Below are 20,506 nucleotides of genomic sequence, written 5' to 3' on the forward strand. Positions count from 1 at the left end.
TCCTCATGCCCAGCGAAGATCAAAAACGCGTACTCGATCCCGAACGGGACGCGGCGGCGCTCAAGGCCCTCACGCACCCCCTGCGCATCCGGCTGCTCGGGATGCTCCGGCAGGACGGCCCCGCCACCGCCAGTGAACTCGCGGTCAGGACGGGGGAGTCGTCCGCTTCCACCAGCTACCACCTGCGGGTCCTGGCGAAGTACGCGTTCGTCACCGAGGCCGAGCACCGTGACGGCCGGGAGCGCCGCTGGCAGGCCGTGCACGCCCTGACCTCCTGGAGCAACGAGGCCATGGAGGCCACGCCGGGCAGCCGTGCCTACGTCAACCTCTCGCGCAGGGCGCAGATCCGGCACCTGGCGGCGTCCCTCGCCCGGCACGAGGCCGACATCGCCGACGGCCGGCTGGGGCGGGAGTGGGTGGAGCCCTCCGGGATCAGCGACCTGATGCCCCGGCTGACCCCCGAGTCCCTCACCGAGCTCCTGGAGGCCTTCGGCCGGAGGCTGGAGGAACTGACCGCGCGAGACGCGGGCGATCCGCGCGCGATGCAGGTCGTCCTGCTCACCGCCGCCCTGCCGCTGGCTCCGCGTGAACCGGGGTCCGGCCCGGGCACCGCCGCCGGGGGCGGGTCATGAGGCGGGTGGCGGACCTGCCCGCAGCGCGCCGGCGCTACGCCACGGTCTGCGTCCTGTACTGGCTGCCGCTGGGGCTGACCATCGCCCCCCTGATCCTGCTGCTCACCGAGCGCGGCCTCTCCCTGCCGGCCGTCGCCGGCTGCCTGGCAGCGCACTCCCTCACCGCCGCCGCACTGGAACTGCCCACCGGGGGACTGTCCGACGTCGTCGGGCGCCGCGTCGTCCTGGCGGCCGCCGGCATGTCGAACCTGGCCGCACTGATCCTCGTGGCCCTGGGCACGGCCGCCTGGCAGCTCGCACTCGGCATGGCCCTCATCGGCGCGGGCCGCGCCCTGTCCAGCGGGCCGGCCGAGGCCTGGTACGTCGACACCGTCCAGGCCGACGCCGGCCCCGGCGCCGAACTGCGCACCGGTCTGGCCCGGGGCGCCGCCGCGATGTCGGTCGCGCTCGCGGGCGGCACCCTGCTCGGCGGCGCCCTTCCCTGGCTGCTCGGACTCGGGCCCGACCTCGGCGCCCGGCTGAGCGCGGCGACCTCCGGGCTGATCCTGCCGCTCTCCTGGCCGCTGCTGCTGGGCGCGGCGGTCGAGGTCGTCTTCGTCCTGTACGTCCTGGCCGCCCTGCACGAGCCGCCCCGGCCGGCGGCCACGCTGCCCGACGTGCTCCGGGGCGTACCGGCCACGGTGGCGGGCGGACTGCGCCTCGGCGGACGCGACGCGCTGGTCCGCCGGGTGCTCCTCGGCGCGGCGGGCGCCGGCAGTGCGCTGGCCGTGGTCGAACTGCTCACCCCGGGCCGTACCGCCGCCCTGACGGGTGCTCCGGAGTCAGGTGCGGTGCTCTTCGCCGCGCTCGCGTGCGCCGGCTTCGCCTGCTCCGCCATCGGCAGCCACCTCGCGCCCCTCACCGCCAGGCTCGCGGGCGGCGGGCAGCGGGCGGTCGTCGCGGGCCTCGGTGCCAGTGCGGGCGGCCTGTTCCTGCTGGCCGCCACGGCGGCGTCCACCGGCATGGCTCCGGTGGTCCTCGGAGCCGCCGGTTTGGGGCTGGTCTACCTCGGCCGCGGTGCGGCGGGTCCGAGCGAGAACGAGCTGCTGCACCGGCGTGTCGAAGGGTCGGGGCGGGCCACGGCCCTGTCCGTCCAGTCCCTCGCGCTGCAGCTGTCGGCAGCCCTCACCGCTTCGATCGCGGGCCTGCTGCCGCCGGGGCCGCTGCCCTGGCTGCTGGGAGGCCTCGCGATGCTGGCCGGAGCCCTTCTGTGGGTCGATCGCGACGGCCGCCGGTCCCCGGCGGCTCCGTCCGCCGCCGACAGCCCTCCGCCGCCGGTCGGCGCGGTGACCGGTGACGGCCCGCCCCACGGCGGCCCCTGACCCGGGTCGTGTCCGCAAAGTGGCGCCGACCGGGCGGCCGGGCCGGGGTGCGCGCTCACTCCGGGTTCGCGGAGCCCGCCCCTCTTGCAGGTCGATCGCCCCTGGGTCGTGTCGTCAAAGTCCCGTCTGGCCGGCGCTACTTTGACGACACTCGCCCCCGGCCGCGGTGTCGGTTCGGGCGGGCCGCTTGGCGCAGCGGACCCTCGGCGCGTGCGCCCGCCGAGCCCCGCTTCGCGTCGATATCCGGTCTGTCCGGGAATGGTCAGCTTCTTCACCTATAGTCCAGGCATGGCTCTGCATGAGACGAAGGACGTAACCCGCCAGGACGCCGATACGGACGTGTTCGCGTCCACGCTGAGCGGCCAGATCCTCCCCAAGTACCGGATTCCGGAGGACCACTCGCCCACCGAGGTCGTCTACGAACTGCTCCGCAACGAGCTCCTCCTCGACGGCAACGCCGCCCAGAACCTCGCGACCTTCTGCACCACTTGGTCGGACGAGGGCGTGCACCGCCTGATGAACGTCTGTCTCGACAAGAACATGATCGACAAGGACGAGTACCCGCAGACCGCCGAGATCGAGTCCCGGTGCGTCAACATCCTCGCCGACCTGTGGAACGCCCCCGCCGGCACCACCGCGACCGGATGTTCCACCACCGGCTCCAGCGAGGCCGCCATGCTCGGCGGGCTCGCCCTCAAATGGCGCTGGCGCGAACGCCGCCGCGCCGAGGGGCTGCCCACGGACCGCCCGAACCTCGTCTGCGGCCCCGTCCAGATCTGCTGGGACAAGTTCGCCCGCTATTTCGACGTCGAGCTGCGCCAGGTCCCGCTCGAGCCCGGCGCCACCGGTCTGCAGCCCCATCAGCTCGCCGAGTACGTGGACGAGAACACCATCGGCGTCGTCGCCATCCTCGGCGTCACCTACACCTGCGACTACGAGCCCGTCGCCGAGCTCGCCGCCGAGCTGGACCGGATCCAGGCCGAGCACGGCTGGGACGTCCCCATCCACGTGGACGGCGCGAGCGGCGGCTTCGTCGCGCCCTTCCTCCATCCCGACGTGGTCTGGGACTTCCGGCTGCCGCGCGTCGCCTCCGTCAACACCTCCGGCCACAAGTACGGGCTCGCGCCCCTCGGCGTCGGCTGGATCATCTGGCGCTCCCCCGACCTGCTCCCCGCGGACCTCGTCTTCAAGGTGGACTACCTCGGCGGCGACATGCCGACCTTCGCCCTCAACTTCTCCCGCCCCGGCGGCGAGATCGTGGCCCAGTACTACCTCTTCCTGCGCCTCGGCCGGGGCGGCTACCGCCGCGTCCAGCAGGCCTGCGCCGACACCGCCCAGTACCTGGCGGGGCAGATCGCCGACATGGGCCCCTTCACCCTCCTCTACGACGGCAAGGGCGCCCTGCCCGCCGTCTCCTACACCCTCACCGACCCGGCCGCGTCCCCCTTCACCCTCTACGACCTCTCCGACCGGCTGCGCATGCGGGGCTGGCAGGTGCCCTCGTACCCGCTGCCCGCCAACCGCGACGACACCGTCATCCAGCGCGTCCTGGTCCGCCACGGAGTGACCCGCGACCAGATCGCCCTGCTCGTGGAGGACATGCGCCGGGCCGTGGAACACCTGACGGCCACACCCCCGCCCGTAGCGGCCGCCGAGCCCCGGTCCGGCTTCCACCACTAGCCGCGCCGGATGGACGGAGGACCGGCCGACGTCTGGGCGCAAGGCGACGCCTACGAGCGGTACATGGGCCGGTGGAGCCGTCGGGTCGCCGAGGTCTTCGTGGCCCGGCTCGGCGTCCCGGCCGGTCTGCGGTGGCTCGACGTCGGCTGCGGCACCGGGGCGCTGACCGCCGTGGTCGCCGCCCGGTGCGGGCCGCGCGCCGTGGTGGGGCTGGACCGGTCCCCGGGATTCCTGCGCACGGCCCGGGCCGCCGCGCCCGCGCCGGCCCGGTTCGCAATCGCCGACGCCTCGGCGCTGCCGGTCCGCGACGCATCCTTCGACACGGTCGTCAGCGGGCTGGCCCTGAACTTCCTCGAATCGCCTTCAACCGCGGTGGCCGAAGCCGCCCGGGTGGTCCGGCCGGGCGGGCTGGTCGCGGCGTACGTGTGGGACTACGCCGGCGGCATGGCCCTCCTGAGCCACTTCTGGACCGCCGCGGCCGCCGTCGATCCGGCTGCCGCCGCACTGGACGAGGGCCGGCGTTTCCCGCTCTGCCGCCCCGGTCCGCTGCACGCGCTCTGGACCGGGGCGGGGCTGGCCGACGTGACGGTCGCCCCCGTCGAGGTGCCCACCGTGTTCGGCCGCTTCGAGGACGTGTGGGAGCCGTTCCTCTCCGGCCAGGGGCCGGCTCCCGGCTACGTCGCCAGGCTCAACCCCGCCGCCCGGGACCGCCTGCGCACCCGGCTCGCCGCGGCCCTCCCCACCGGCCCGGACGGCTCGGTCTCCCTCACCGCCCGCGCCTGGACGGTCCGCGGCCGCCGCCCGTGACCCACGCGCCCCCCGGCGGACACGGCTGAGGCCGGTACGAGGGGGCCTCCTACTTGGCGCCGAAGTTCTGCGTCCACCAGGGGCCGCCCGCGCCCCGGTGGATGCCCACGCCGATGTCCTTGAAGGAGCAGTTGAGGATGTTCGCCCGGTGACCCGGGCTCTTCATCCAGGAGTCCATCACCGACTGCGCCGTCTGCTGGCCCCTCGCGATGTTCTCGCCGTACGTCGACCAGCGGTAGCCGGACGCCGTCGTGCGCTTGCCGGGGTCCTCGCCGTCGGGGTTGGTGTGGTCGAAGAAGTTCCGTGCGGCCATGTCCTCGGAGTGCTCCTGGGCCGCGGCCCGCAGCTGCGGGTCCTCCCTGAGGGGGCCGCAGCCGGCCGCCGCCCGCTCGGTGTTGACGAGTGCGACCACCTGGCCGGCGATGCCCGGCGGGGCGGGCGCCGGCTTGGGCGCCGAGGTGCGCGGGCTCGGCGAGCTGCTGCGGCTCTGGGTGGGGCTCGGGCTCGCCGACGGGCTCGCCGAGGCCGAAGCGGAGACGGAGGCGGACGGGGAGGCCGATGCGGACGGAGAGGGGGAGGCCGACTGCGAAGGGGCCCCGGCGGACTCCGTGGCCGAGAGCGCGGCCAGCGGCGCGGCGGACGCGCCGCCCTCGTCCTTCGGGCTCCCGGAGCCGGGGAGCCCGCCGAGGTAGGCCAGGCCGCTGCCCGCGACGCAGGCGGCGACGACGGCGCCGCCGACCACCCGGCGGCGGCTCTGCCGGCGCTTGCGCAGCGCGCCGCGGCCGCCGGTGCCGGTGCCCGTGCCCGCCACCGGAGTGAGCTGGGTCGCCGCGTCGGCGAACCCGCCGTCGGCGCCACTCGTGCCGTTCATCGCCCCGGTTGCGTCCATGCCGTCCGCGTAGGCCGCCGGCGCGGCCTCGAAGCCGGCCGTGCCGGCCGTGCGTATCCCGGCCAGCAGGGCCGCCGAGACCGGTACGAGGGCCAGACCGGCCAGCAGTCCCTCCGCCGGGACCAGGCCGCTCCACAGGCCGGAGCACCGTACGCATTCCCTCGCGTGACGGGCTATTCGCTTGCGCCACAGCGCCGAGGGCTGCCCGTCCCAGCCCGCCAGCACGGTCCTCAGCTCCTCGCACGCCGGCTGGGCGTCCAGGGCGCGCTCCACCACCCGCGCCGCCTCCAGCTGGGCCTTCATCCGCTGCACGCGCACCGCCGTGTGCTGCGGGGACAGCTCCAGCGCCGAGGCGACCTCCGCCCGGGTCAGTTCCCCGGCGCACTCCAGCCACCACAGCGACAGCAGTGCGCGGTCCTCGGGCTCCAGCCAGCGCGTCGCCCGGGCCGTCTCACGCCGCTGGCCCGCCAGGTTGAGGCGTACGACGGTCAGGTCGACGAAGTCCGCGCCCGGGTCGGCCACGTCCCAGGCCGACTCCAGGGTGCTCTCGCCGAACCCGCTCTGCCGGGCCTGCCAGTGCGCCCGCACCCGGTTCATCGCGATGGCCACCAGCCAGGACCGGAAGGACTCCTCCGCACGCAGGCCGCCCAGCCCGTCCAGGGCCCGCAGCATCGTGTCCTGCACCACGTCGTCCACGTCGCAGGAGCCGTTCAGGGCCCGCCCGACGATGTTGTAGACGAGCGGGAGGTGGGCGCCGACGAGCTCGTCCTGTGCGCGGGGATCGCCCGCGCGAGCCGCTGCCACCAGCGCTGCGGTGTGCTGAGTAGTCATGTGAATGTCCCTGTCCGTACCGGCGGTCGATGATGCCCGATACCTGGGAGACCGTGCAGGGGGGCCTCGATAACAGTTAATCGGAAGAATTTTCCCGGAGACCACTTCCGGGCACCCGCCGGTGTCACAGCAGGGCGCCAGTGCCTCCGCGGCGGCGCGCAGGGCGGGCGCGTACGACTCGATCTCCTCACGGGAGACGAGGAACGTCACGGTGGTGACGCTGACCCCGCCGACCGGGCGGCCCGACGGGCCGAGGACCGCCGCCCCGATGCAGCGGATGGTGGGCTCGTTCTCCTCGTCGTCGAGCGCGTAGCCGAGGGAGCGGACCGCCGCCAACTGCGCGTACAGCGCATGCGGGGTGGCGAGGGTGTTCGGCGTCCGGCCCGGCAGCCCGGTGGCGGCCACGAGGTCGGCCACCTCCCCGGCGGGCAGGTGGGCCAGTACGCCCTTGCCGATCGCCGTCGTGTGCAGCGGCATGCGCATCCCGACCCGGGATGCCGTCCGGAAGGGCTGGTCGCCCTCCAGTTTGCGGATGTAGGTGATCGTCTCGCCGCTGTGCAGGGCGAGGTGCACCGTCTGGCCGGTGGTTCGCCGGAGTTCACCGAGGACGCGCCCGATACCGGCCGGCTCCCCGCCGTCGACCAGGGCGGACAGAGCGCGCAGCCGGGGCCCCACGCCGTAGCGGCTCTCGGGCGCCTGGCGTACGAACCCCTGGTCGATCAGCGTGGCAGGACGCGGAAGGTGCTCGACTTGGGTACCGCGGCGGCCGCCGCCACATCGGTCAGCCGGTGCGGGCCGCCCGGCGCCGCCACCGCCTCCAGGACGCGCAAGGACTTCTCCGCCGCCGAACCGGCCGCCGACGACCGGCCCGTACGAACGCCCCAGGAGGATTCCTCGGCATTCGACGGCACGCCAACTCCCGCCGTGTGTAAGGTCTGGACCACATCGTTCCGTCAGGCGATACGCAGTTCCACTACACGGAACAAACGGGAGGGTCACATGTCCAGCCACCCGTACGCGGTGCTGGCCGCCCAGCGGCTCCTGCCGGTGCTGCGCAACGCCGACGCCGACGACGCGGTACGCGCCGCCACCGCCCTGCTCGCCGCCGGCTGCCGCGCCGTCGAACTGACCACCTCCACCCGCGGCTGGGCCGGGGCCGTCACCCGTTCGGCGCCGCTCGCGGACGCCTACGGGCGTCCCGCCCTGATCGGCGTGGGCACGGTGACGACCACCGCGCAGGCCGAGACCGCCCTGGACGCGGGCGCCGCCTTCCTGGTCTCCCCGTACCCGGCGCCCGAGGTCCGCGACGTCGCCCGGCGGCGCGAAGCCGTCTTCATCGAGGGCGGTTTCACCCCCGCCGAGATCGCGTCCGCCGTCCGGGCCGCCGGGGCGGCCAAGGTCTTCCCGGCCCACGTGGGCGGCCCGCGGTTCCTCCGCTCCGTCCGGGCCGTCCTGCCGGACGCGGTGCTCGTCCCGACCGGCGGCATCCGGCCCGAGGAGGTCCCCGACTGGCTCGCCGCCGGCGCGACCGCCGTCGGCATCGGCGACGGCCTGCCCGCCGACCCGGCCGAACTCGCCGCCGTGTTCGCCGGCGCGGCCCTGCCGGGCAGCGGCGCCCATGAAGACCTGCGCACCGCCGGCCACCAGGGCGCCGCCCCGGAGCCGCGGCCGTGACCGGACGGGCCGCCGCCGACTACGACGTCCTCGTGCTCGGCGAGGTCCTGGTCGAGATCCACGCGGGCACCGCCCTGCGCGAAGCCGCCGACGGCACCCCGGCCCGCATCTCCTACTCCGGCGACGCCCTCAACGCGGCGGCCGCTGCGGCCGCCGCCGGAGCCCGCACCGCCCTGCTCGCGGTGGTCGGCGACGACGAGCTCAGCGTCCCGCTGCTGCGGCGGGCCGCCGAACTCGGCGTGGACGTCTCCCACGTCCGCCGCGCCCCGCATCCCAACGGCGCCTACCTGCTCTCCGCCGACCCCGACGGCGACCGCGAGTTCGTCTACTGGCGCACCCGCAGCGCCGGATCCACCCTCTCGCCCGGGCACGTCGGCTCCTGGCGCGACCTGCTGACCCGCTGCGGGGCGCTCGTCACCAGCGGGATCACCGGCGCCCTGTCACCGAGCAGCCGGGCCGCCGTACTGGCCGCCGCAGGCCTGGTCCACGCCGCGGGCGGGCACCTCACGTACGACCCCAACTTCCGCCCCCGGCTCACCGGCCGGGCCGAGGCCGGGGAACTGCTCACCCGGATCGCCCCCCTGACCGGACTGCTCAAGACCTCCTGCCCGGCCGACGCCGAGGCCCTCGTCGGCACCACCGACCCGCGGCGGGCCGCCGCCCGCCTGCGCGCGCTCGGCGCCCGTACGGTCGCGGTCACCGCGGGCGCCGGCCGGCTCCTGCTCGACGACGGCACGCGGGCGGACTACCACCCGGTGCCGGTGAACCCCGCACCCGTCGACGCGACCGGTGCGGGCGACTGCTTCACGGGCACCGCGACCGCCCGGCTCGTGCTCGGCGACACCCTCGCGGACGCCGTGGCCCACGGCACCGCCGCCGCCTCCCTGTCGGTGTCCGGCCGCGGCGGCACCGGGCGGGTTCCCGCGTTCAGTGAGACGGCGGCGCTGGCGGCCGCACACCGGAGAAGGGCGGCGGAGGAAGCAGGCCGGCCGCCCGGCGCCGAGGCTGCGCCGCCGGTTCCGGATCGGTGACCCAGCCCGCGGCGAGGACCAGCCGGGAGGCCCGGTGGACGGCCAGGAACCCGAACGGCCGGTCGAAACGGACCGCGGCCCGCCGCGCCCGGTGGCTCGGCTGCCGTGCGGCGCCGCCGGGCCGGGCGGCGACGGCGGTGACGGCCGCCGCCTCGAATCCCTCGGCGTGGAACCGGGCCATCGCCGACTGCCGTGCGGAGCTGATCGCCAGCGGGCTGCCGCTGATGCCGGGGAAGTGCCCGTAGTCGCTGTCCGTCGCCGTCAGCAGGTCGAACAGCGCCGCGTCCTCCAGCAGGTCGTGCTCCGCGGACAGGGAGAAGACCACCGTGGACACGGACAGCATGGGCCGCGGGCTGAACGCGTCCACCGTCCCGATCGCCAGCCCGGGGCCCGCGGTCCCGTCCGGGAGGGCGTCGCCGGCCACGGACGGGAGGGCTCCGGAGACGGCCGCGATGCCGGTCGCCAGGACCTCGGCGGCCGGCGCCGCCGGGCCGCCCAGGAGCAGGTGCACGTCCATGTCCATGTCCTCGGCGCCGGTGACCTCCAGGGCCGTGACCGGCCCCGCGGGGCCCTCGGCGACCCGGACCGGGTCCAGCGAGGACGTGGTGCGCATCAGCTGCCGCAGGCCGCGGCCCGCCCAGGGGCCGTCGGACGGGCGGCCCGGGAACTCCCGGAACGGCTCGGCCCACTTCAGCGTCAGCGCGAGCGCGGTCGCGAGGACGAGGCGGGTGTCCGGCTGGAGGGTGACCGGCATGCGTTCGATCAGGCCGCCGGTCCGGTCCGACGCCCATCCGTCCAGGACCTCCCTGTCCGCCTCCAGGTCCCCGGTCAGCGTGCCCCGGGTGCCGGGCGGCAGCTTCGCGGACCAGCCGTCCTCCAGCGGCAGGTCGGCCGCGGCCCACAGGCCGGTCGCCGTACCGAGTCCCCGTACGCCGTCCAGCGCGGCCAGCAGCTCCCGCGCGGCCGCGGCGGCGTCCGCGGCGGGTATGCCCAGCGCCTGCGCCAGTTCGGCGCGGGCCGGCCCGGCTGAGCCGTCCGCGAGCAGGGCGAGCAGCGGCCAGACCCCGGCCGCGGTGAAGACCGTGCCCCCGCCGCCGGAAACGGCCCGCGCGCCCCAGCGCGCGGTGAGGTGGTTGACCGCCCGTACCGTCGAATTTCATGTGCGTCATGCGGGGGAGCGTACGTGGAGGGACGCCGCCGGGCCGGACGGATTTCCACGGCCCGGCGGCGCCGGTCAGCGGCCGCGCAGGCCCCGGTCGACGGCCGTCAACAGCTCACCGTCGGCGGTGTCCGCGTCGAGCGACCAGAACATCGCACCGCCCAAGCCGTGTTCGCGGATGTAGCCGGTCTTGGCGCGCAGCACCTGCGGGTCGTCGTACGTCCACAGGGTGGTGCCGTCGAACAGCCAGGCGTGCCCGCCGCGCCGGTCGCGGTGGACCTCGTAGGCCCCCGAATCGGCCAGCTTCTTCAGCGCCTTGTAGTCCTCGTACCCGGCGGCCCAGGTGGCCGGGGCCGGCCCGGTGGCGGGCTGCCCCATGCCGTCCCCGCCGCCGCTGACGCCGGTCCAGCCCTGCCCGTAGAACGGCATGCCCATCACGAGCTTGTGCGCGGGCGCGCCGCGCCGCTGCCAGGCCTCCACGGTGCCGTGGACGCTGAAGTCGCCGCGGGCGTACAGCGCGGACTGCTGCGCGGTCCTCGGTTCGCCGGAGACGTGGAAGTCGTAGCCCTGGAGGGTGACGAAGTCCAGGTCGCGCATGATGCGGCGGACGTCGAAACCCGCGTCGATCTTGGCGGGGGCCGTCGGGACGAAGGCGGTCAGCTCGTACTTCGTGTCCCGCTTCCGGCTCCGCGCGTACGCGTCGAGCTGGGTGCGGAACTCCTTGACGAGCTCGGTGAAGTTGCGCTTGTCCTCGGGCCGGTACTTGGTGTCGGCGTCGCCCGCGGAGCCGGGCCACTCCCAATCGAGGTCGATCCCGTCGAACACCCCGGCGGCGGCTCCGGCGCCGCCGCGGGTGCCGTCCTGGGGGAGGTTGCCCTTGATGTAGAGGTCGATGCAGGACTCGACGAAGGCCTTGCGGGAGGCCGGGGTCAGCGCGGCGTCGGAGAAGTGGGTGGACCAGCTCCAGCCGCCCAGCGAGATCAGCACCTTGAGGCCGGGGTGCTTGGCCTTGAGCTCGCGCAGCTGGTTGAAGTTGCCGGCGAGCGGCTGGTCCCAGGTGTCGGCGACACCGTCGACGGAGTTCGCGGCGTCGAGCGGCCGGGCGTAGTCGGCCCAGGCGTCGGCCTCGCCCGGGATGTTCCCGGTGAAGCACTTGCCCTCGGCGCTGACGTTGCCGAAGGCGTAGTTGATGTGGGTGAGCTTACCGGCGGAGCCGTTCGCATCGAGGTCCTGGACCTGGAAGTCCCGCCCGTAGACGCCCCATTGAGTGAAGTAGCCGACCTTCTTGTACGAGCGGCCGGATCCGCCCGCGGCGGCTGCGTCGTCACCGCCGGCGGGGGCGAAGGCGGTCAGCAGGGAGAGGGAACAGGCGGCTACGGCCAGTCTGCCGAGCATGCTGCGGCGCATGGGCTTCCTTTGCGGATGCGAGGAGTGGGCGTGAGCGCGTGCGGCGGTGCATGCCGGAAACTATTGGTCTGGACCAGAGCGGTCAAGGGGGTGGCCGAAACTCGGCCGGGCCCGTCTGCGAGGGTGACCCGATGCTGCTCGCCCCTGAGAAGACCCTGTTCGTCCGGGGGGCCACCCCCGTCCTCCTTCTGACCGACGCCCCCGTGCACGGCGCCCTGCCGGTGCTGGCCGCGCCGGACGGCGCGGTGCCCCGGTGCGCGGGCTGGAGCATCGTCCCCAAGCTCACGCTGTGCGTCGTGGACGGTCCCGGCGATGCCGGCCTCGTCGTCCCCGCCATGGTCGCGCCGGTGCTCGACGGATTCGGCGGAAGCCTTCAGCCCGGCGACATGGCCGACTGGTGCGCGGACGCCGAACGCGCCGGCGGGGCGGTGGTGCTGTCCCTGGACGCACTGCCCGAGACGCTCGACTGGCCGCACCTGCTGGGATCCGGCGCCGGCCGCGGCGGCTTCCTCCCGGCGCCGGCCTGACGTGGGCCGTGCGGCCGTGCAGCCTCGTAGTGTGTGCGAGTGACGCTCACCGACGATCGACAGTTCCCCGCCGCGCTCGCGGCCGCGATGGCGGTTCCCATCGACTACGCGGACGGCGACGGTATCGACTTCGAGCCCTACGAGGCCTTCCTCTCCGCCGAGGACACCACCGACTGGTTCAGGGCGTGGACGGGGAACAACGAACTGGACGGAGATGCCTTCCGCGTCTTCGGCCAGGACGGCACGGGCGGGTACGCGGCGTTCTGGCTGGTCCGGCCGGGCCTGCCGGCGGCCGAACAGCCCGTGGTGTTCCTCGGGTCCGAGGGGGAGACGGCCGTCGTGGCGCGCGACCTGGGCGACTTCCTGTGGCTGCTGGCCGACGGCTGCGGCCCGTACGAGGCGGCCGCGCCGTACGGCGCCGACTGGACCTCGCGCCCGGACGGCGCCCTGACGGCCGTGGCCGAGCGGTTCGCTCCGGACTCGCGCCGTTCGGCGGGCGCCGTGATCGAGCTGGCGGCCGAGGAGTTCCCCGATTTCGACGGCACCATCATGGAACTCTGCCGCTGACCCGCGCAGCGCCAATCCAGTGGAACTCCCGGCGTGACTGTGCCATCGTTGGTCTCGCCGAAGGGGTGTAGCTCAGCCGGTCAGAGCAACGGTCTCCAAAACCGTAGGCCGCGGGTTCAAATCCTGCCGCCCCTGCCAACAGTTCGGATCACCGCCGTCGGGGCCGGGTCCTGCCAGGACCCGGCCCCGACGGCGTTGCCCCGTACGGCGACCACCGCCGCCATACCCGAACCGATCCGGCTCCGGGCGACGGCGCTCGACGTGCTCGACGTCGATCCCGGGCCGGTCGACGCACCCTGGCGGGACACCGCCCGGCTGGTTCGCCGACCGGGTACCGGACAGCCGGCACGATGCACCCGCTTGGTCGTCGGCGGCGGGCCGGGTGAGCCCCTGCGCGCCGCGGGCATGGCAGGGGTGACGTACCACCTGCCCGGCCCGCGGCGGCCGGACGGGGCGGCGCGGCTACTTCGACGGCATGGTCACGGAGAGCCCCCCGGGCAGGCCGTTCCGGCAGGGGCCGAGGAGAACGCCCCACCTGTGCCGCTGAGCCCGAAAGGGCCGGGGCGGATGCGGCCCCCCACCCCACCCCACGTGCGCGTTCTGGCAGACTGGACGCGTACCAGGCGGTGCAGGACAGGAAACCGGTGTGATTCCGGTGCGGTCCCGCCACTGTGACCGGTTTCCCCGCGCGGGGAAACCGGGAGTCAGACACTGACGCACCGCCTCTGCTCCTTCACGTCGACCAGGGGACGCGGATCCCCCGGAGAGGCCCCGCCATGTCGCGTTCCCGCGCCGCCCTGCGCGCGTTCACCCCCGTCGCGCTCCTCATATCCCTGACCGGCTGCGCCGGTTCACCCGGCGCCGGACAGGACGGGGCGGCCGAGGACCCCGGCGCCGCGCCCGGTTTCCCCTACACCGTCTCCAACTGCGGTGTGAGCAGCACCTACCAGGCGCCGCCCCGGCGCGCGGTCACCATGAACCAGCACGCCACCGAGATGATGCTCGCCCTCGGTCTGGGCGACCGGATCGCCGGCTCCGCCTACCTCGACGACGCCGTACTGCCCGCCTACCGGCCCGCCTACGACAAGATCAAGGTGCTGGCCGAGGAGTACCCCTCCAAGGAGGTCCTGCTCGGCGCCGACCCGGACTTCGTCTACGGCGGCTATGCCAGCGCCTTCGACAAGACGCAGGGCCGCGACCGCGAGGGGCTCGCCACGTCCGGCATCAACTCCCGCCTCAACGTGGAGTACTGCACCGAGGGGAACGTCGGCCTCGCCCAGCTGAAGACCGAGATCACCGAAGTCGCGCGGACCTTCGGCGTGCCCGAGCGCGGCGCGAAGCTGATCGAGGACGAGCAGCGCCGCATCGACGCCGTGACCAGCCGCGTCCAGGACAAGCCCCGGCCGACCGTCTTCGCCTACGACTCCGGTGAGGCCTCCGCCTCCACCTCCGGCGGCAACGGCATAGGCAACGAGATCATCTCCCTCTCCGGCGGCACGAACGTCTTCGCCGACCTCAAGGACACCTTCGGCGACGTCGCCTGGGAGAAGGTCATCGAGCGCAAGCCGGAAGTCGTCCTCATCTACGACTACGGCGGCACCACGGTGGAGGCCAAGAAGCAGCGCTTGCTGAACGACCCGGCCCTCGCCGACGTGCCCGCCGTCAAGAACCGGCGGTTCGTCGTCCTGCCGCTCTCCTCCGTCGTCCTCGGTGTCCGGGTGGCGGACGCCGTGGAGGCGCTGGGCGGCCAGCTCCACCCGAACGCCGCGTGAGGCTCCGGACCGGGGCGGTCCTCGCGGTCCTCGCCGCCGCGCTCGCCGTCTCGGCGATCGCCGGCCTGGCGCTGGGCCCCGTACGGATCGCCCCCGACCGGGTCTTCGACATCGTCCTCGGCGGTCTGACGGGGAACCGGCCCACCGGAGCCTTCGCCTCCATCGTGTGGGACGTGCGCATGCCGAGGCTCCTGCTCGGCGCCGTCGTGGGAGCCGGACTCGCCGTGGCGGGCACCGTGCTCCAGGCACTCGTACGCAACCAGCTCGCCGACCCCTTCCTCCTCGGGGCCTCCTCCGGGGCCTCCGCCGGAGCCGTCCTCGTGATCGTCTTCGGCACGGCCGCGGCCGGCTTCGGCACGGGCGTGCCGCTGGCCGCCTTCACGGGTTCCATGGCCGCGCTCGTCGCCGTCTACGCCATGGCCCGCCGCGGCGGCACCATGACCACCGGCCGGCTCATCCTGGCCGGCGTGGCCGTCCAGTACATCCTGTCCGCCTTCACCAGCCTCGTCCTCGTGCTCGCCGCGCACCCCGACCAGATCCGCTCCGTGCTCTTCTGGACCCTCGGCGGACTCGGCGGGGCGCGCTGGGACGAACTGGCCCTGCCCACCGTCGCGCTGCTCGCCGGCGGCGCACTGCTCCTCGCCCTCGCCCGGCCGCTCGACCTGCTCCTCGCCGGGGAGGAGGGCGCGCACACCCTGGGCCTGGACACCGGACGCTTCCGCGCCGCCGCGTTCGTCCTGACCTCACTCATCATCGGCGTGCTCGTCGCCTGCAGCGGGGCGATCGGCTTCGTCGGGCTGATGGTCCCGCACGCCGCCCGGATGGTCGTGGGCGCCGGACACCGGGCACTGCTGCCGGTCGCGGCGCTGGGCGGTGCGGTGTTCCTGATCCTGGCCGACCTGGTCGCCCGTACGGCCGCCGCCCCCGAGGAGATACCGGTGGGTGTGGTCACCGCCCTCGTCGGAGGGCCGTTCTTCCTCTGGATGCTGCGCCGCTCCGGCCGTACCGAAGGGGTGACGGGATGACGGCAGGGGCCGGACCGGTCCGGCCGGTGGAACTCGCCGTCGAGGGAGTGCGCTACGAGACCGACGGGCACACCCTGCTGCACGGGATCGACCTCACCGCCCGGCCCGGCGAGACGGTGGGGGTGGTCGGCCCCAACGGCAGCGGCAAGACCACCCTGCTGCGCTGCGTCTACGGCACCCTGCGGGCGACCGCCGGCCGGGTGCTGCTGGACGGCGCGGACGCGGGCGCGCTCACCGTCAAGGAACGGGCGCGGCGCGTGGCGGTGGTGCCGCAGGACGCGAGCGGCACCTTCGGCCTGACCGTGCGCGAGGTCGTCGCGATGGGGCGCAGCCCGCACAAGCGCTTCTGGGAGCAGGACGGTCCGGACGACGTACGGCGCGTCACCGGGGCCCTGGAGACCGTGGGCGCCGGCCCCTTTGCGGCCCGCCGCTTCGACGAGTTGTCCGGGGGCGAACGGCAACGCGTGCTGGTGGCCCGGGCCCTCGTCCAGGACCCGGGACTGCTCGCCCTCGACGAGCCGACCAACCACCTGGACATCCGCTACCAGCTGGAGGTCCTCGGCCTGGTCCGGGCGCTGCCCGCGACCAGCCTGCTCGTCCTGCACGACCTCAACCTCGCCGCCGCCTTCTGCGACCGGCTGTACGTCCTGTCGGGCGGCCGCGTCCTGGCCTCCGGGCCGCCGGGGGAGGTGCTCACCGAGGAGCTGCTGGCCGAGGTGTACGGGGTGCGCGCCCGGGTCGGGGTCCACCCCGACACGGGCGCGCCCAACGTGGTTTACCTGCCGGTCGCGGCGGGCTCCTGGTAGCCGTAGGGGCGCGTGATGATCTCCATCCCGTGCCCCGCGGGGTCCGTGAAGTAGACGCCGCGGCCCCCGTCGTTGTGGTTGATTTCGCCGGGGGGCCTGCCGTGCGGGTCGGCGAAGTACGCGACGCCCGCCGAGCGGATCTTCCCGAACGCCACGTCGAACTCCTCCTCGGAGAGGAGGAAGGCGTAGTGCTGCGGGGTGGTGGACTCGGCCGGGAGGGTGGCGAAGTCCAGGGTGACGCCGTTGGCGGTGACGACGGGGATGAACGGCCCCCACTCGGCCCCGACCTCCAGGCCGAGGACGTGCGCCAGGAACTCGGCGGACTCCCGGTTGTCACGGGAGTGGACGATCGTGTGGTTCAGCTGTACGGACACGGGTGAATGCCTCCGGAAGGCACCTCACGGGCACCTCCATGCCTCACCCGGTCGGTGACCGACACGCGATGCCGTGCTCGCGATCATAGGCCGTGTCGTCAAAGTCCCGCCTGGCCTTCGGGCGGCCGACGCTGCTTTGACGACACTCCCCAGGCACCGGGCCGGGGCGGGGCCAAGCGCCTTCCGCGTGCGCGCCGCCCCGGGCGCCGCCCGGTTCCCCTCGGGGTCAGGACTTCCCGTACACCGCCTTGACGTTGTCCTGCGCCGGATGCGACCGGCCGGCCGGGCCCGCCGCGAACACCCGCAGGAGGTTCTCCGTCACCCGGGTGGTCAGCGCCCCGGACCGCTCGTCGAGCCCGTGGTTGCGTCCGCTGCGGCCGTCGCCCGTCGCGTCCAGCGCCTCCACCCACCGCATCGTGCCGGTCGCGAAGACCCCCGCGCCGCTCGGCACCGAGTAGTAGGCGGTGTCCTGGTGGCTGGGGCGGCCCTCGCACACCACGGGTGAGTGGGCCAGTATCTCGATCGGCCGGGGCGTCGTGAAACCGGTGTCGACCTTGTCGTACTCCACGCCCACGAGGTGTTCGAAACGGTCGCCCGCCTTCGCGCCGGTACCCTCGAACAGCCAGTGGCCGGGGTTGGTCACCACGTACGGGGCGTCCACCGGATAGCCGTCGTAGATCACACCGAGCAGGGAGCTCTCCGGGTCGGCACCGGGAGCGGAGCGGAAGTCCACCGTCGCGGGATGGCCCCGCTTGAAGCCCGGGTCCTGGTCGTAGGAGGACTTGTAGCAGACCAGGGTCCGGTCCGGCCCCAGCTCGGAGGCCTCCAGCCGGATCCGGCGGAAGCAGCAGTTCGCGCCCAGGATCGCGATGTTGGTTCCGGCGTCGCGGGCGGCCGTGAAGTGGGCGCGCTGTTCCGGCGACCAGTACTCGTCGTGCCCGAGCGAGAGCACCGCCGCGGCTCCCTCCAGGAGCCGCTTCTCCCGCGCCACGTCCGTGGTGGTGGCGTAGGCGAGGGGTATGCCGAGCCGTTCGGCCAGGGCGATCAGAGGGGCCTCGTACACCAGGAACAGGCCCGCGCCGTCGTCGTACTCGTACGGCCGGTCGAAGGAGACGGAGAGGGAGCGAGAGGCGTAGCCGCCGTTGGGGCCGTCGTAACTGCCGTAGCCGCCCCAGCGGTTGTAGGCCTGCCAGGTGGCGACCGCGTTGACCACGACGGTACGCCCGGCCGTCGCCGCCGACCGGACGGTGACCGGCACGAAACGCTGGCCGCCCTCGCCGCCCTGCGCGTCGAGGCGCAGCAGGTAGCTGCCCTCCGGCCAGTCCTTCGTCTCGACCGTGGTGGTGCGGGACCAGCGCGTGCGGACCATCCGGGTGTCGGAGTCGACGGTGCGCTCCGGCTGCCGCACCCCGGGCAGGGCCTCCGAGCGCCACACCAGCCGGGCGCGGGCGCCGCCGTACCAGCCCATCCGGTAGGCGGAGACGGTGAACCGGGGCGCGGTCGTCGACACGTACAGCCCGAAGGACTCGCCGGGGAGCACGCTGACCCTGTCGGCGAAGCCCTCGACGGCCCGGGCCGGACCGGCCTTCGTCACGGCCCAGTCGGCATGGCCGGCGCGGGCGTTCTCAGCCTTCACGTCGAAGCCGTGGCCTCCCGGCGCCGACGGCTTGCCGTCCGGTGCCGGGGCTCCGTTCTTCCCGTCGGCGCCGCGGTCGCCGACGTCGTCCCCGTCCCCCTTCGCGCAGCCGGCCACCGCGCCGAGTCCCGCGGCCGTCGCGGCGCCGGTGGCGATCGCGAGGAACCGCCGCCTGCCCGCGCCGTCGCCGTCCCCGGCCGGCCCGGCTATGTGCTCCTGATCCATGAGGGGCACGCTATGTCACGCTTCGCGCCCCGCCTCCACCGCCCCGACCCTGCTGACCTGGTGATGTGCGGTCGGCGGGCCGGGACGGCGTCGGGGGCGCGGGAGCGGGGCGGGCGTGTCGGGCCGGCCCGCTCCCGCCCGGCAACTACCCGAGGGGCAGTTCCAGCTGGGCGACGCTGTCGTCGGCCGAGGTGATCGTGGTGGTGCTGCCGTCGGTGTTCGCGTCGGAGTAGAGGCGGTCCTCGCTGTTCACGACCAGCATGAGCCGGTGGTTCGGGGCGAGGTCGTAACCGGCGGCCTGGAGCTGCCAGGTGACCTGGCGGTCCTCACCGGGGGAGAGTTCCCGCAGGGTGAAGGGCTCGTGCGTGATGATGCGGGCCGTGTCGTCGGGGCCGACGTCGAACAGGTAGGCCACGAGGGTCGTGGCGGCGCAGGAGCTGCGGACGTTCAGGGTGAGCCGCGGCACGCCGCGGATGCGGCGGGCCGTCTGGAGCGGACCGCTGCTCCACACGGCGAGGTGCGCGCGGTCGAAGGCGCTGGTGGAGTACGTCTTGGGGTTGCCGTTCCATTCCGCCTGGCCCGTCGTGATGACGGCGTCCACGGCGGTGGCGGAGGTGAGCTGCCCGGCGGTGAACTCCCTCTTCCAGCCCGTCTCCGGCGCGGTGCCGAGGCCGCCGTCGCGGCGGTCCGTCGCGCCGGCGGTGAGGTACCAGCGTTCGGTGGAGGTGGTGACGTCCGCCCAGGACCGTGCGGGTTCGCGGACCGCAGGTTCGATGATGACGTCCTGTCCCGACTCCGGGTCGGGCTTGGTCTTGTACGTGAACATGATCTGGCTGCTGACCGGCTCCCACCCGGGTACGCCGTTCGGGGCCCCGAGGATGTGGTGGTCGAGCCAGGCGAAGGCCTCCTCGACGGGCAGGTTCGGCGCGCTGAAGGGGATGGTGAGGCCGGCGCCCTCCGGCGCGGCGTGGTCGCCGATCCAGAGGTTGAGCCGCTTGGGGACCGTCAGCCGCTCGAAGTGCGCGATGGCCTGGTTGGCCGGGAACAGCGTCTCGTGCCAGGTGTTGGAGATGAACGTGGGAACGCCGCGGGCGTTGGTCCGGTCGGCGTACGACGACGGGGAGCGCTCCTTGCCCCACGCCACCACCTTGTCGAGGTTCTCGCCGGCCAGGAAGTCCTTCAGCATCTGCTGGGTGGCCGGGTCGAACTTCCTCTCGATCGGGCCGCCGGTGAAGTCGATCAGCTTCTGGACCGCCTCCAGGTGCCTGGTGTCGTTCTGGTAGAGGCTGTCGGCCAGGTCGCCCCACGTGCTCAGGGCGACGACCGCGTCCACGCGGGCCGCCGGGTCGTGCGCCGCGACCAGCTGGCTGATGCCCGACCCGTAGGACTCGCCCAGGAAAGCGACCTTGCTCGGGTTGAAGTGCCGCTCGGCGTAGTCGATGACGGTGGAGCCGTCGGTCCAGTCCGAGGGGCCGCCCACCTGGATCGTGCCCCCGGAGGTCCATGGCGCGTCGAGGTAGCCGCCGTCCGGCAGGGCGGAGGTGAGGCCGATGCCGCGAGGGGTGTAGGCCAGCACGTGGTACCCGCGCAGCGCCAGCTGGAGGTACGCGTACTCGAAGAGGATCCAGCCGAAGGGGGTCCAGCCCGCCGGCACGATCACCACGGGGCGGGGCTCCGAGGTGGTGAGCTTGATCGTGTGCGCGGAGAGCTTCACCCCGTCGTCGGCGGTGATGCGGGGGAAGCCGAAGGTCGCCTTCTGCCGGACCTGTTCCGTGAGCTTCTGGAGGTCGGGGGTGAGCAGCGGCGTCTCGGCCGTGCCGTTCAGCGTGGCGACCAGGGCCTCGGCGATGTTGACGGCGGCCGGGTCGATGGCGGTGGCCGAGCTGTAGATGCCGTGCCCGGCGATCCGGTTCAACTGTGTCGCGGTGACAGGGGTGATCGGGTTGTCGTCCTGCGAGTGGCTCACGGAGGGGTCCTCTCGAAATCGCCGACCGGGCGTGCCGGTCGGTGCCGTGGGGGCACCCGTTCTAGCCCGGCCGGGACACTCCGCAGGGCATATCAGGACATCTGCGCTCTTGGTGGAGGTCGGCGGGCTTCACCCGT

The 20,506-nt window shown here is 74.0% G+C and carries 18 protein-coding genes, 1 tRNA gene, 2 pseudogenes and 1 riboswitch; of the genes and pseudogenes, 12 read left to right on the forward strand and 9 right to left on the reverse strand.

The features are described from left to right. Nucleotides 1-5 precede the first annotated feature (5 nt). From AB0F82_RS25405 to AB0F82_RS25420, 4 genes are all read left to right on the forward strand, one after another. The gene (locus AB0F82_RS25405) at nucleotides 6-632 is read left to right on the forward strand and encodes an ArsR/SmtB family transcription factor (RefSeq protein WP_362631531.1); all 627 of its coding nucleotides are present in this window, start codon (nucleotides 6-8) and stop codon (nucleotides 630-632) included. Next, nucleotides 629-1,993 (forward strand): MFS transporter, encoded by a 1,365-nt coding sequence (locus tag AB0F82_RS25410; RefSeq protein ID WP_362631533.1) that lies wholly within the window; start codon nucleotides 629-631, stop codon nucleotides 1,991-1,993. Before AB0F82_RS25405 ends, AB0F82_RS25410 begins: the two co-directional genes overlap by 4 nt. Before the next feature lie 288 nt (nucleotides 1,994-2,281). Next, nucleotides 2,282-3,673, forward strand: a complete 1,392-nt coding sequence (locus tag AB0F82_RS25415; RefSeq protein WP_356813745.1) for a glutamate decarboxylase — start codon at nucleotides 2,282-2,284, stop codon at nucleotides 3,671-3,673. Between the two features lie 9 nt (nucleotides 3,674-3,682). Further along, nucleotides 3,683-4,480, forward strand: a complete 798-nt coding sequence (locus AB0F82_RS25420) for a class I SAM-dependent methyltransferase (RefSeq protein WP_362631536.1) — start codon at nucleotides 3,683-3,685, stop codon at nucleotides 4,478-4,480. A 49-nt stretch (nucleotides 4,481-4,529) separates the two neighbouring features. Here the strand turns inward: AB0F82_RS25420 and AB0F82_RS25425 are convergent, their stop codons facing one another. From AB0F82_RS25425 to AB0F82_RS25435, 3 genes and pseudogenes are all read right to left on the reverse strand, one after another. Next, nucleotides 4,530-6,200 (reverse strand): sigma-70 family RNA polymerase sigma factor, encoded by a 1,671-nt coding sequence (locus AB0F82_RS25425; protein ID WP_362631650.1) that lies wholly within the window; start codon nucleotides 6,198-6,200, stop codon nucleotides 4,530-4,532. Between the two features lie 150 nt (nucleotides 6,201-6,350). Then, a pseudogene (locus tag AB0F82_RS25430) lies at nucleotides 6,351-6,875 on the reverse strand (IclR family transcriptional regulator); the annotation flags it as partial. A 44-nt stretch (nucleotides 6,876-6,919) separates the two neighbouring features. Continuing rightward, entirely contained in the window at nucleotides 6,920-7,111 is a 192-nt protein-coding gene (locus AB0F82_RS25435; RefSeq protein WP_362631538.1) for a helix-turn-helix domain-containing protein, read from the reverse strand. Nucleotides 7,112-7,199: 88 nt separating this feature from the next. Between AB0F82_RS25435 and AB0F82_RS25440 the strand changes: the two genes are divergently transcribed. Further along, entirely contained in the window at nucleotides 7,200-7,874 is a 675-nt protein-coding gene (locus AB0F82_RS25440) for a bifunctional 4-hydroxy-2-oxoglutarate aldolase/2-dehydro-3-deoxy-phosphogluconate aldolase (RefSeq protein ID WP_362631540.1), read from the forward strand. Continuing rightward, entirely contained in the window at nucleotides 7,871-8,905 is a 1,035-nt protein-coding gene (locus AB0F82_RS25445) for a PfkB family carbohydrate kinase (RefSeq protein ID WP_362631542.1), read from the forward strand. Before AB0F82_RS25440 ends, AB0F82_RS25445 begins: the two co-directional genes overlap by 4 nt. Here the strand turns inward: AB0F82_RS25445 and AB0F82_RS25450 are convergent. The 3 genes and pseudogenes from AB0F82_RS25450 to AB0F82_RS25460 form a co-directional block, all read right to left on the reverse strand. Continuing rightward, nucleotides 8,802-9,518: a serpin family protein gene (locus AB0F82_RS25450; RefSeq protein ID WP_362631652.1), complete on the reverse strand. Its 717-nt coding sequence runs from the start codon at nucleotides 9,516-9,518 to the stop codon at nucleotides 8,802-8,804. The two genes, AB0F82_RS25445 and AB0F82_RS25450, sit on opposite strands and share 104 nt — an antisense overlap. 66 nt (nucleotides 9,519-9,584) lie before the next feature. Then, a pseudogene (locus tag AB0F82_RS25455) lies at nucleotides 9,585-9,980 on the reverse strand (serpin family protein); the annotation flags it as partial. A 159-nt stretch (nucleotides 9,981-10,139) separates the two neighbouring features. Further along, nucleotides 10,140-11,471, reverse strand: coding sequence for a glycoside hydrolase family 18 protein (locus AB0F82_RS25460; RefSeq protein WP_362631544.1), 1,332 nt, complete (start codon nucleotides 11,469-11,471; stop codon nucleotides 10,140-10,142). A 131-nt stretch (nucleotides 11,472-11,602) separates the two neighbouring features. Here AB0F82_RS25460 and AB0F82_RS25465 point away from each other — a divergent pair, with 131 nt between their 5' ends. The 6 genes from AB0F82_RS25465 (at nucleotide 11,603) to AB0F82_RS25490 (ending at nucleotide 16,168) form a co-directional block, all read left to right on the forward strand. Beyond that, nucleotides 11,603-11,998, forward strand: coding sequence for a hypothetical protein (locus tag AB0F82_RS25465; RefSeq protein ID WP_362631546.1), 396 nt, complete (start codon nucleotides 11,603-11,605; stop codon nucleotides 11,996-11,998). Nucleotides 11,999-12,037: 39 nt separating this feature from the next. Then, nucleotides 12,038-12,565, forward strand: a complete 528-nt coding sequence (locus AB0F82_RS25470) for an SMI1/KNR4 family protein (RefSeq protein WP_362631548.1) — start codon at nucleotides 12,038-12,040, stop codon at nucleotides 12,563-12,565. Between the two features lie 61 nt (nucleotides 12,566-12,626). Further along, nucleotides 12,627-12,703 (forward strand) — tRNA-Trp (locus tag AB0F82_RS25475). A gap of 459 nt (nucleotides 12,704-13,162) precedes the next feature. Beyond that, nucleotides 13,163-13,299, forward strand: a riboswitch (cobalamin riboswitch). A gap of 42 nt (nucleotides 13,300-13,341) precedes the next feature. After that, nucleotides 13,342-14,337, forward strand: coding sequence for an ABC transporter substrate-binding protein (locus tag AB0F82_RS25480; protein ID WP_362631550.1), 996 nt, complete (start codon nucleotides 13,342-13,344; stop codon nucleotides 14,335-14,337). Further along, nucleotides 14,334-15,362 (forward strand): FecCD family ABC transporter permease, encoded by a 1,029-nt coding sequence (locus AB0F82_RS25485; RefSeq protein ID WP_362631552.1) that lies wholly within the window; start codon nucleotides 14,334-14,336, stop codon nucleotides 15,360-15,362. The genes AB0F82_RS25480 and AB0F82_RS25485 overlap by 4 nt, the downstream gene beginning before the upstream one ends. Continuing rightward, complete coding sequence (locus tag AB0F82_RS25490; RefSeq protein WP_362631554.1) at nucleotides 15,359-16,168, forward strand: ABC transporter ATP-binding protein; 810 nt, start codon at nucleotides 15,359-15,361, stop codon at nucleotides 16,166-16,168. The genes AB0F82_RS25485 and AB0F82_RS25490 overlap by 4 nt, the downstream gene beginning before the upstream one ends. Here the strand turns inward: AB0F82_RS25490 and AB0F82_RS25495 are convergent. From AB0F82_RS25495 to AB0F82_RS25505, 3 genes are all read right to left on the reverse strand, one after another. Further along, nucleotides 16,138-16,542, reverse strand: coding sequence for a VOC family protein (locus AB0F82_RS25495; RefSeq protein WP_362631556.1), 405 nt, complete (start codon nucleotides 16,540-16,542; stop codon nucleotides 16,138-16,140). The two genes, AB0F82_RS25490 and AB0F82_RS25495, sit on opposite strands and share 31 nt — an antisense overlap. Nucleotides 16,543-16,768: 226 nt before the next feature. Continuing rightward, complete coding sequence (locus AB0F82_RS25500; protein WP_362631558.1) at nucleotides 16,769-18,403, reverse strand: N,N-dimethylformamidase beta subunit family domain-containing protein; 1,635 nt, start codon at nucleotides 18,401-18,403, stop codon at nucleotides 16,769-16,771. A gap of 145 nt (nucleotides 18,404-18,548) precedes the next feature. Continuing rightward, on the reverse strand, nucleotides 18,549-20,369 hold the full coding sequence (locus AB0F82_RS25505) for a CocE/NonD family hydrolase (RefSeq protein ID WP_362631560.1): 1,821 nt from the start codon (nucleotides 20,367-20,369) through the stop codon (nucleotides 18,549-18,551). Between the last annotated feature and the right edge of the window lie 137 nt (nucleotides 20,370-20,506).

The sequence above is a fragment of the Streptomyces virginiae genome (assembly GCF_040638905.1).
GTDB classification, from domain to species: Bacteria; Actinomycetota; Actinomycetes; order Streptomycetales; family Streptomycetaceae; genus Streptomyces; species Streptomyces virginiae_B.

Coding starts and splice junctions, on each gene's coding strand:
- AB0F82_RS25405 (WP_362631531.1), top strand. CDS start 6: ATGCCCAGCGAAGATCAAAAACGCGTACTCGATCCCGAACGGGACGCG.
- AB0F82_RS25410 (WP_362631533.1), top strand. CDS start 629: ATGAGGCGGGTGGCGGACCTGCCCGCAGCGCGCCGGCGCTACGCCACG.
- AB0F82_RS25415 (WP_356813745.1), top strand. CDS start 2,282: ATGGCTCTGCATGAGACGAAGGACGTAACCCGCCAGGACGCCGATACG.
- AB0F82_RS25420 (WP_362631536.1), top strand. CDS start 3,683: ATGGACGGAGGACCGGCCGACGTCTGGGCGCAAGGCGACGCCTACGAG.
- AB0F82_RS25425 (WP_362631650.1), bottom strand. CDS start 6,200: ATGACTACTCAGCACACCGCAGCGCTGGTGGCAGCGGCTCGCGCGGGC.
- AB0F82_RS25440 (WP_362631540.1), top strand. CDS start 7,200: ATGTCCAGCCACCCGTACGCGGTGCTGGCCGCCCAGCGGCTCCTGCCG.
- AB0F82_RS25450 (WP_362631652.1), bottom strand. CDS start 9,518: ATGCGCACCACGTCCTCGCTGGACCCGGTCCGGGTCGCCGAGGGCCCC.
- AB0F82_RS25460 (WP_362631544.1), bottom strand. CDS start 11,471: ATGCGCCGCAGCATGCTCGGCAGACTGGCCGTAGCCGCCTGTTCCCTC.
- AB0F82_RS25465 (WP_362631546.1), top strand. CDS start 11,603: ATGCTGCTCGCCCCTGAGAAGACCCTGTTCGTCCGGGGGGCCACCCCC.
- AB0F82_RS25480 (WP_362631550.1), top strand. CDS start 13,342: ATGTCGCGTTCCCGCGCCGCCCTGCGCGCGTTCACCCCCGTCGCGCTC.
- AB0F82_RS25490 (WP_362631554.1), top strand. CDS start 15,359: ATGACGGCAGGGGCCGGACCGGTCCGGCCGGTGGAACTCGCCGTCGAG.
- AB0F82_RS25500 (WP_362631558.1), bottom strand. CDS start 18,403: ATGGATCAGGAGCACATAGCCGGGCCGGCCGGGGACGGCGACGGCGCG.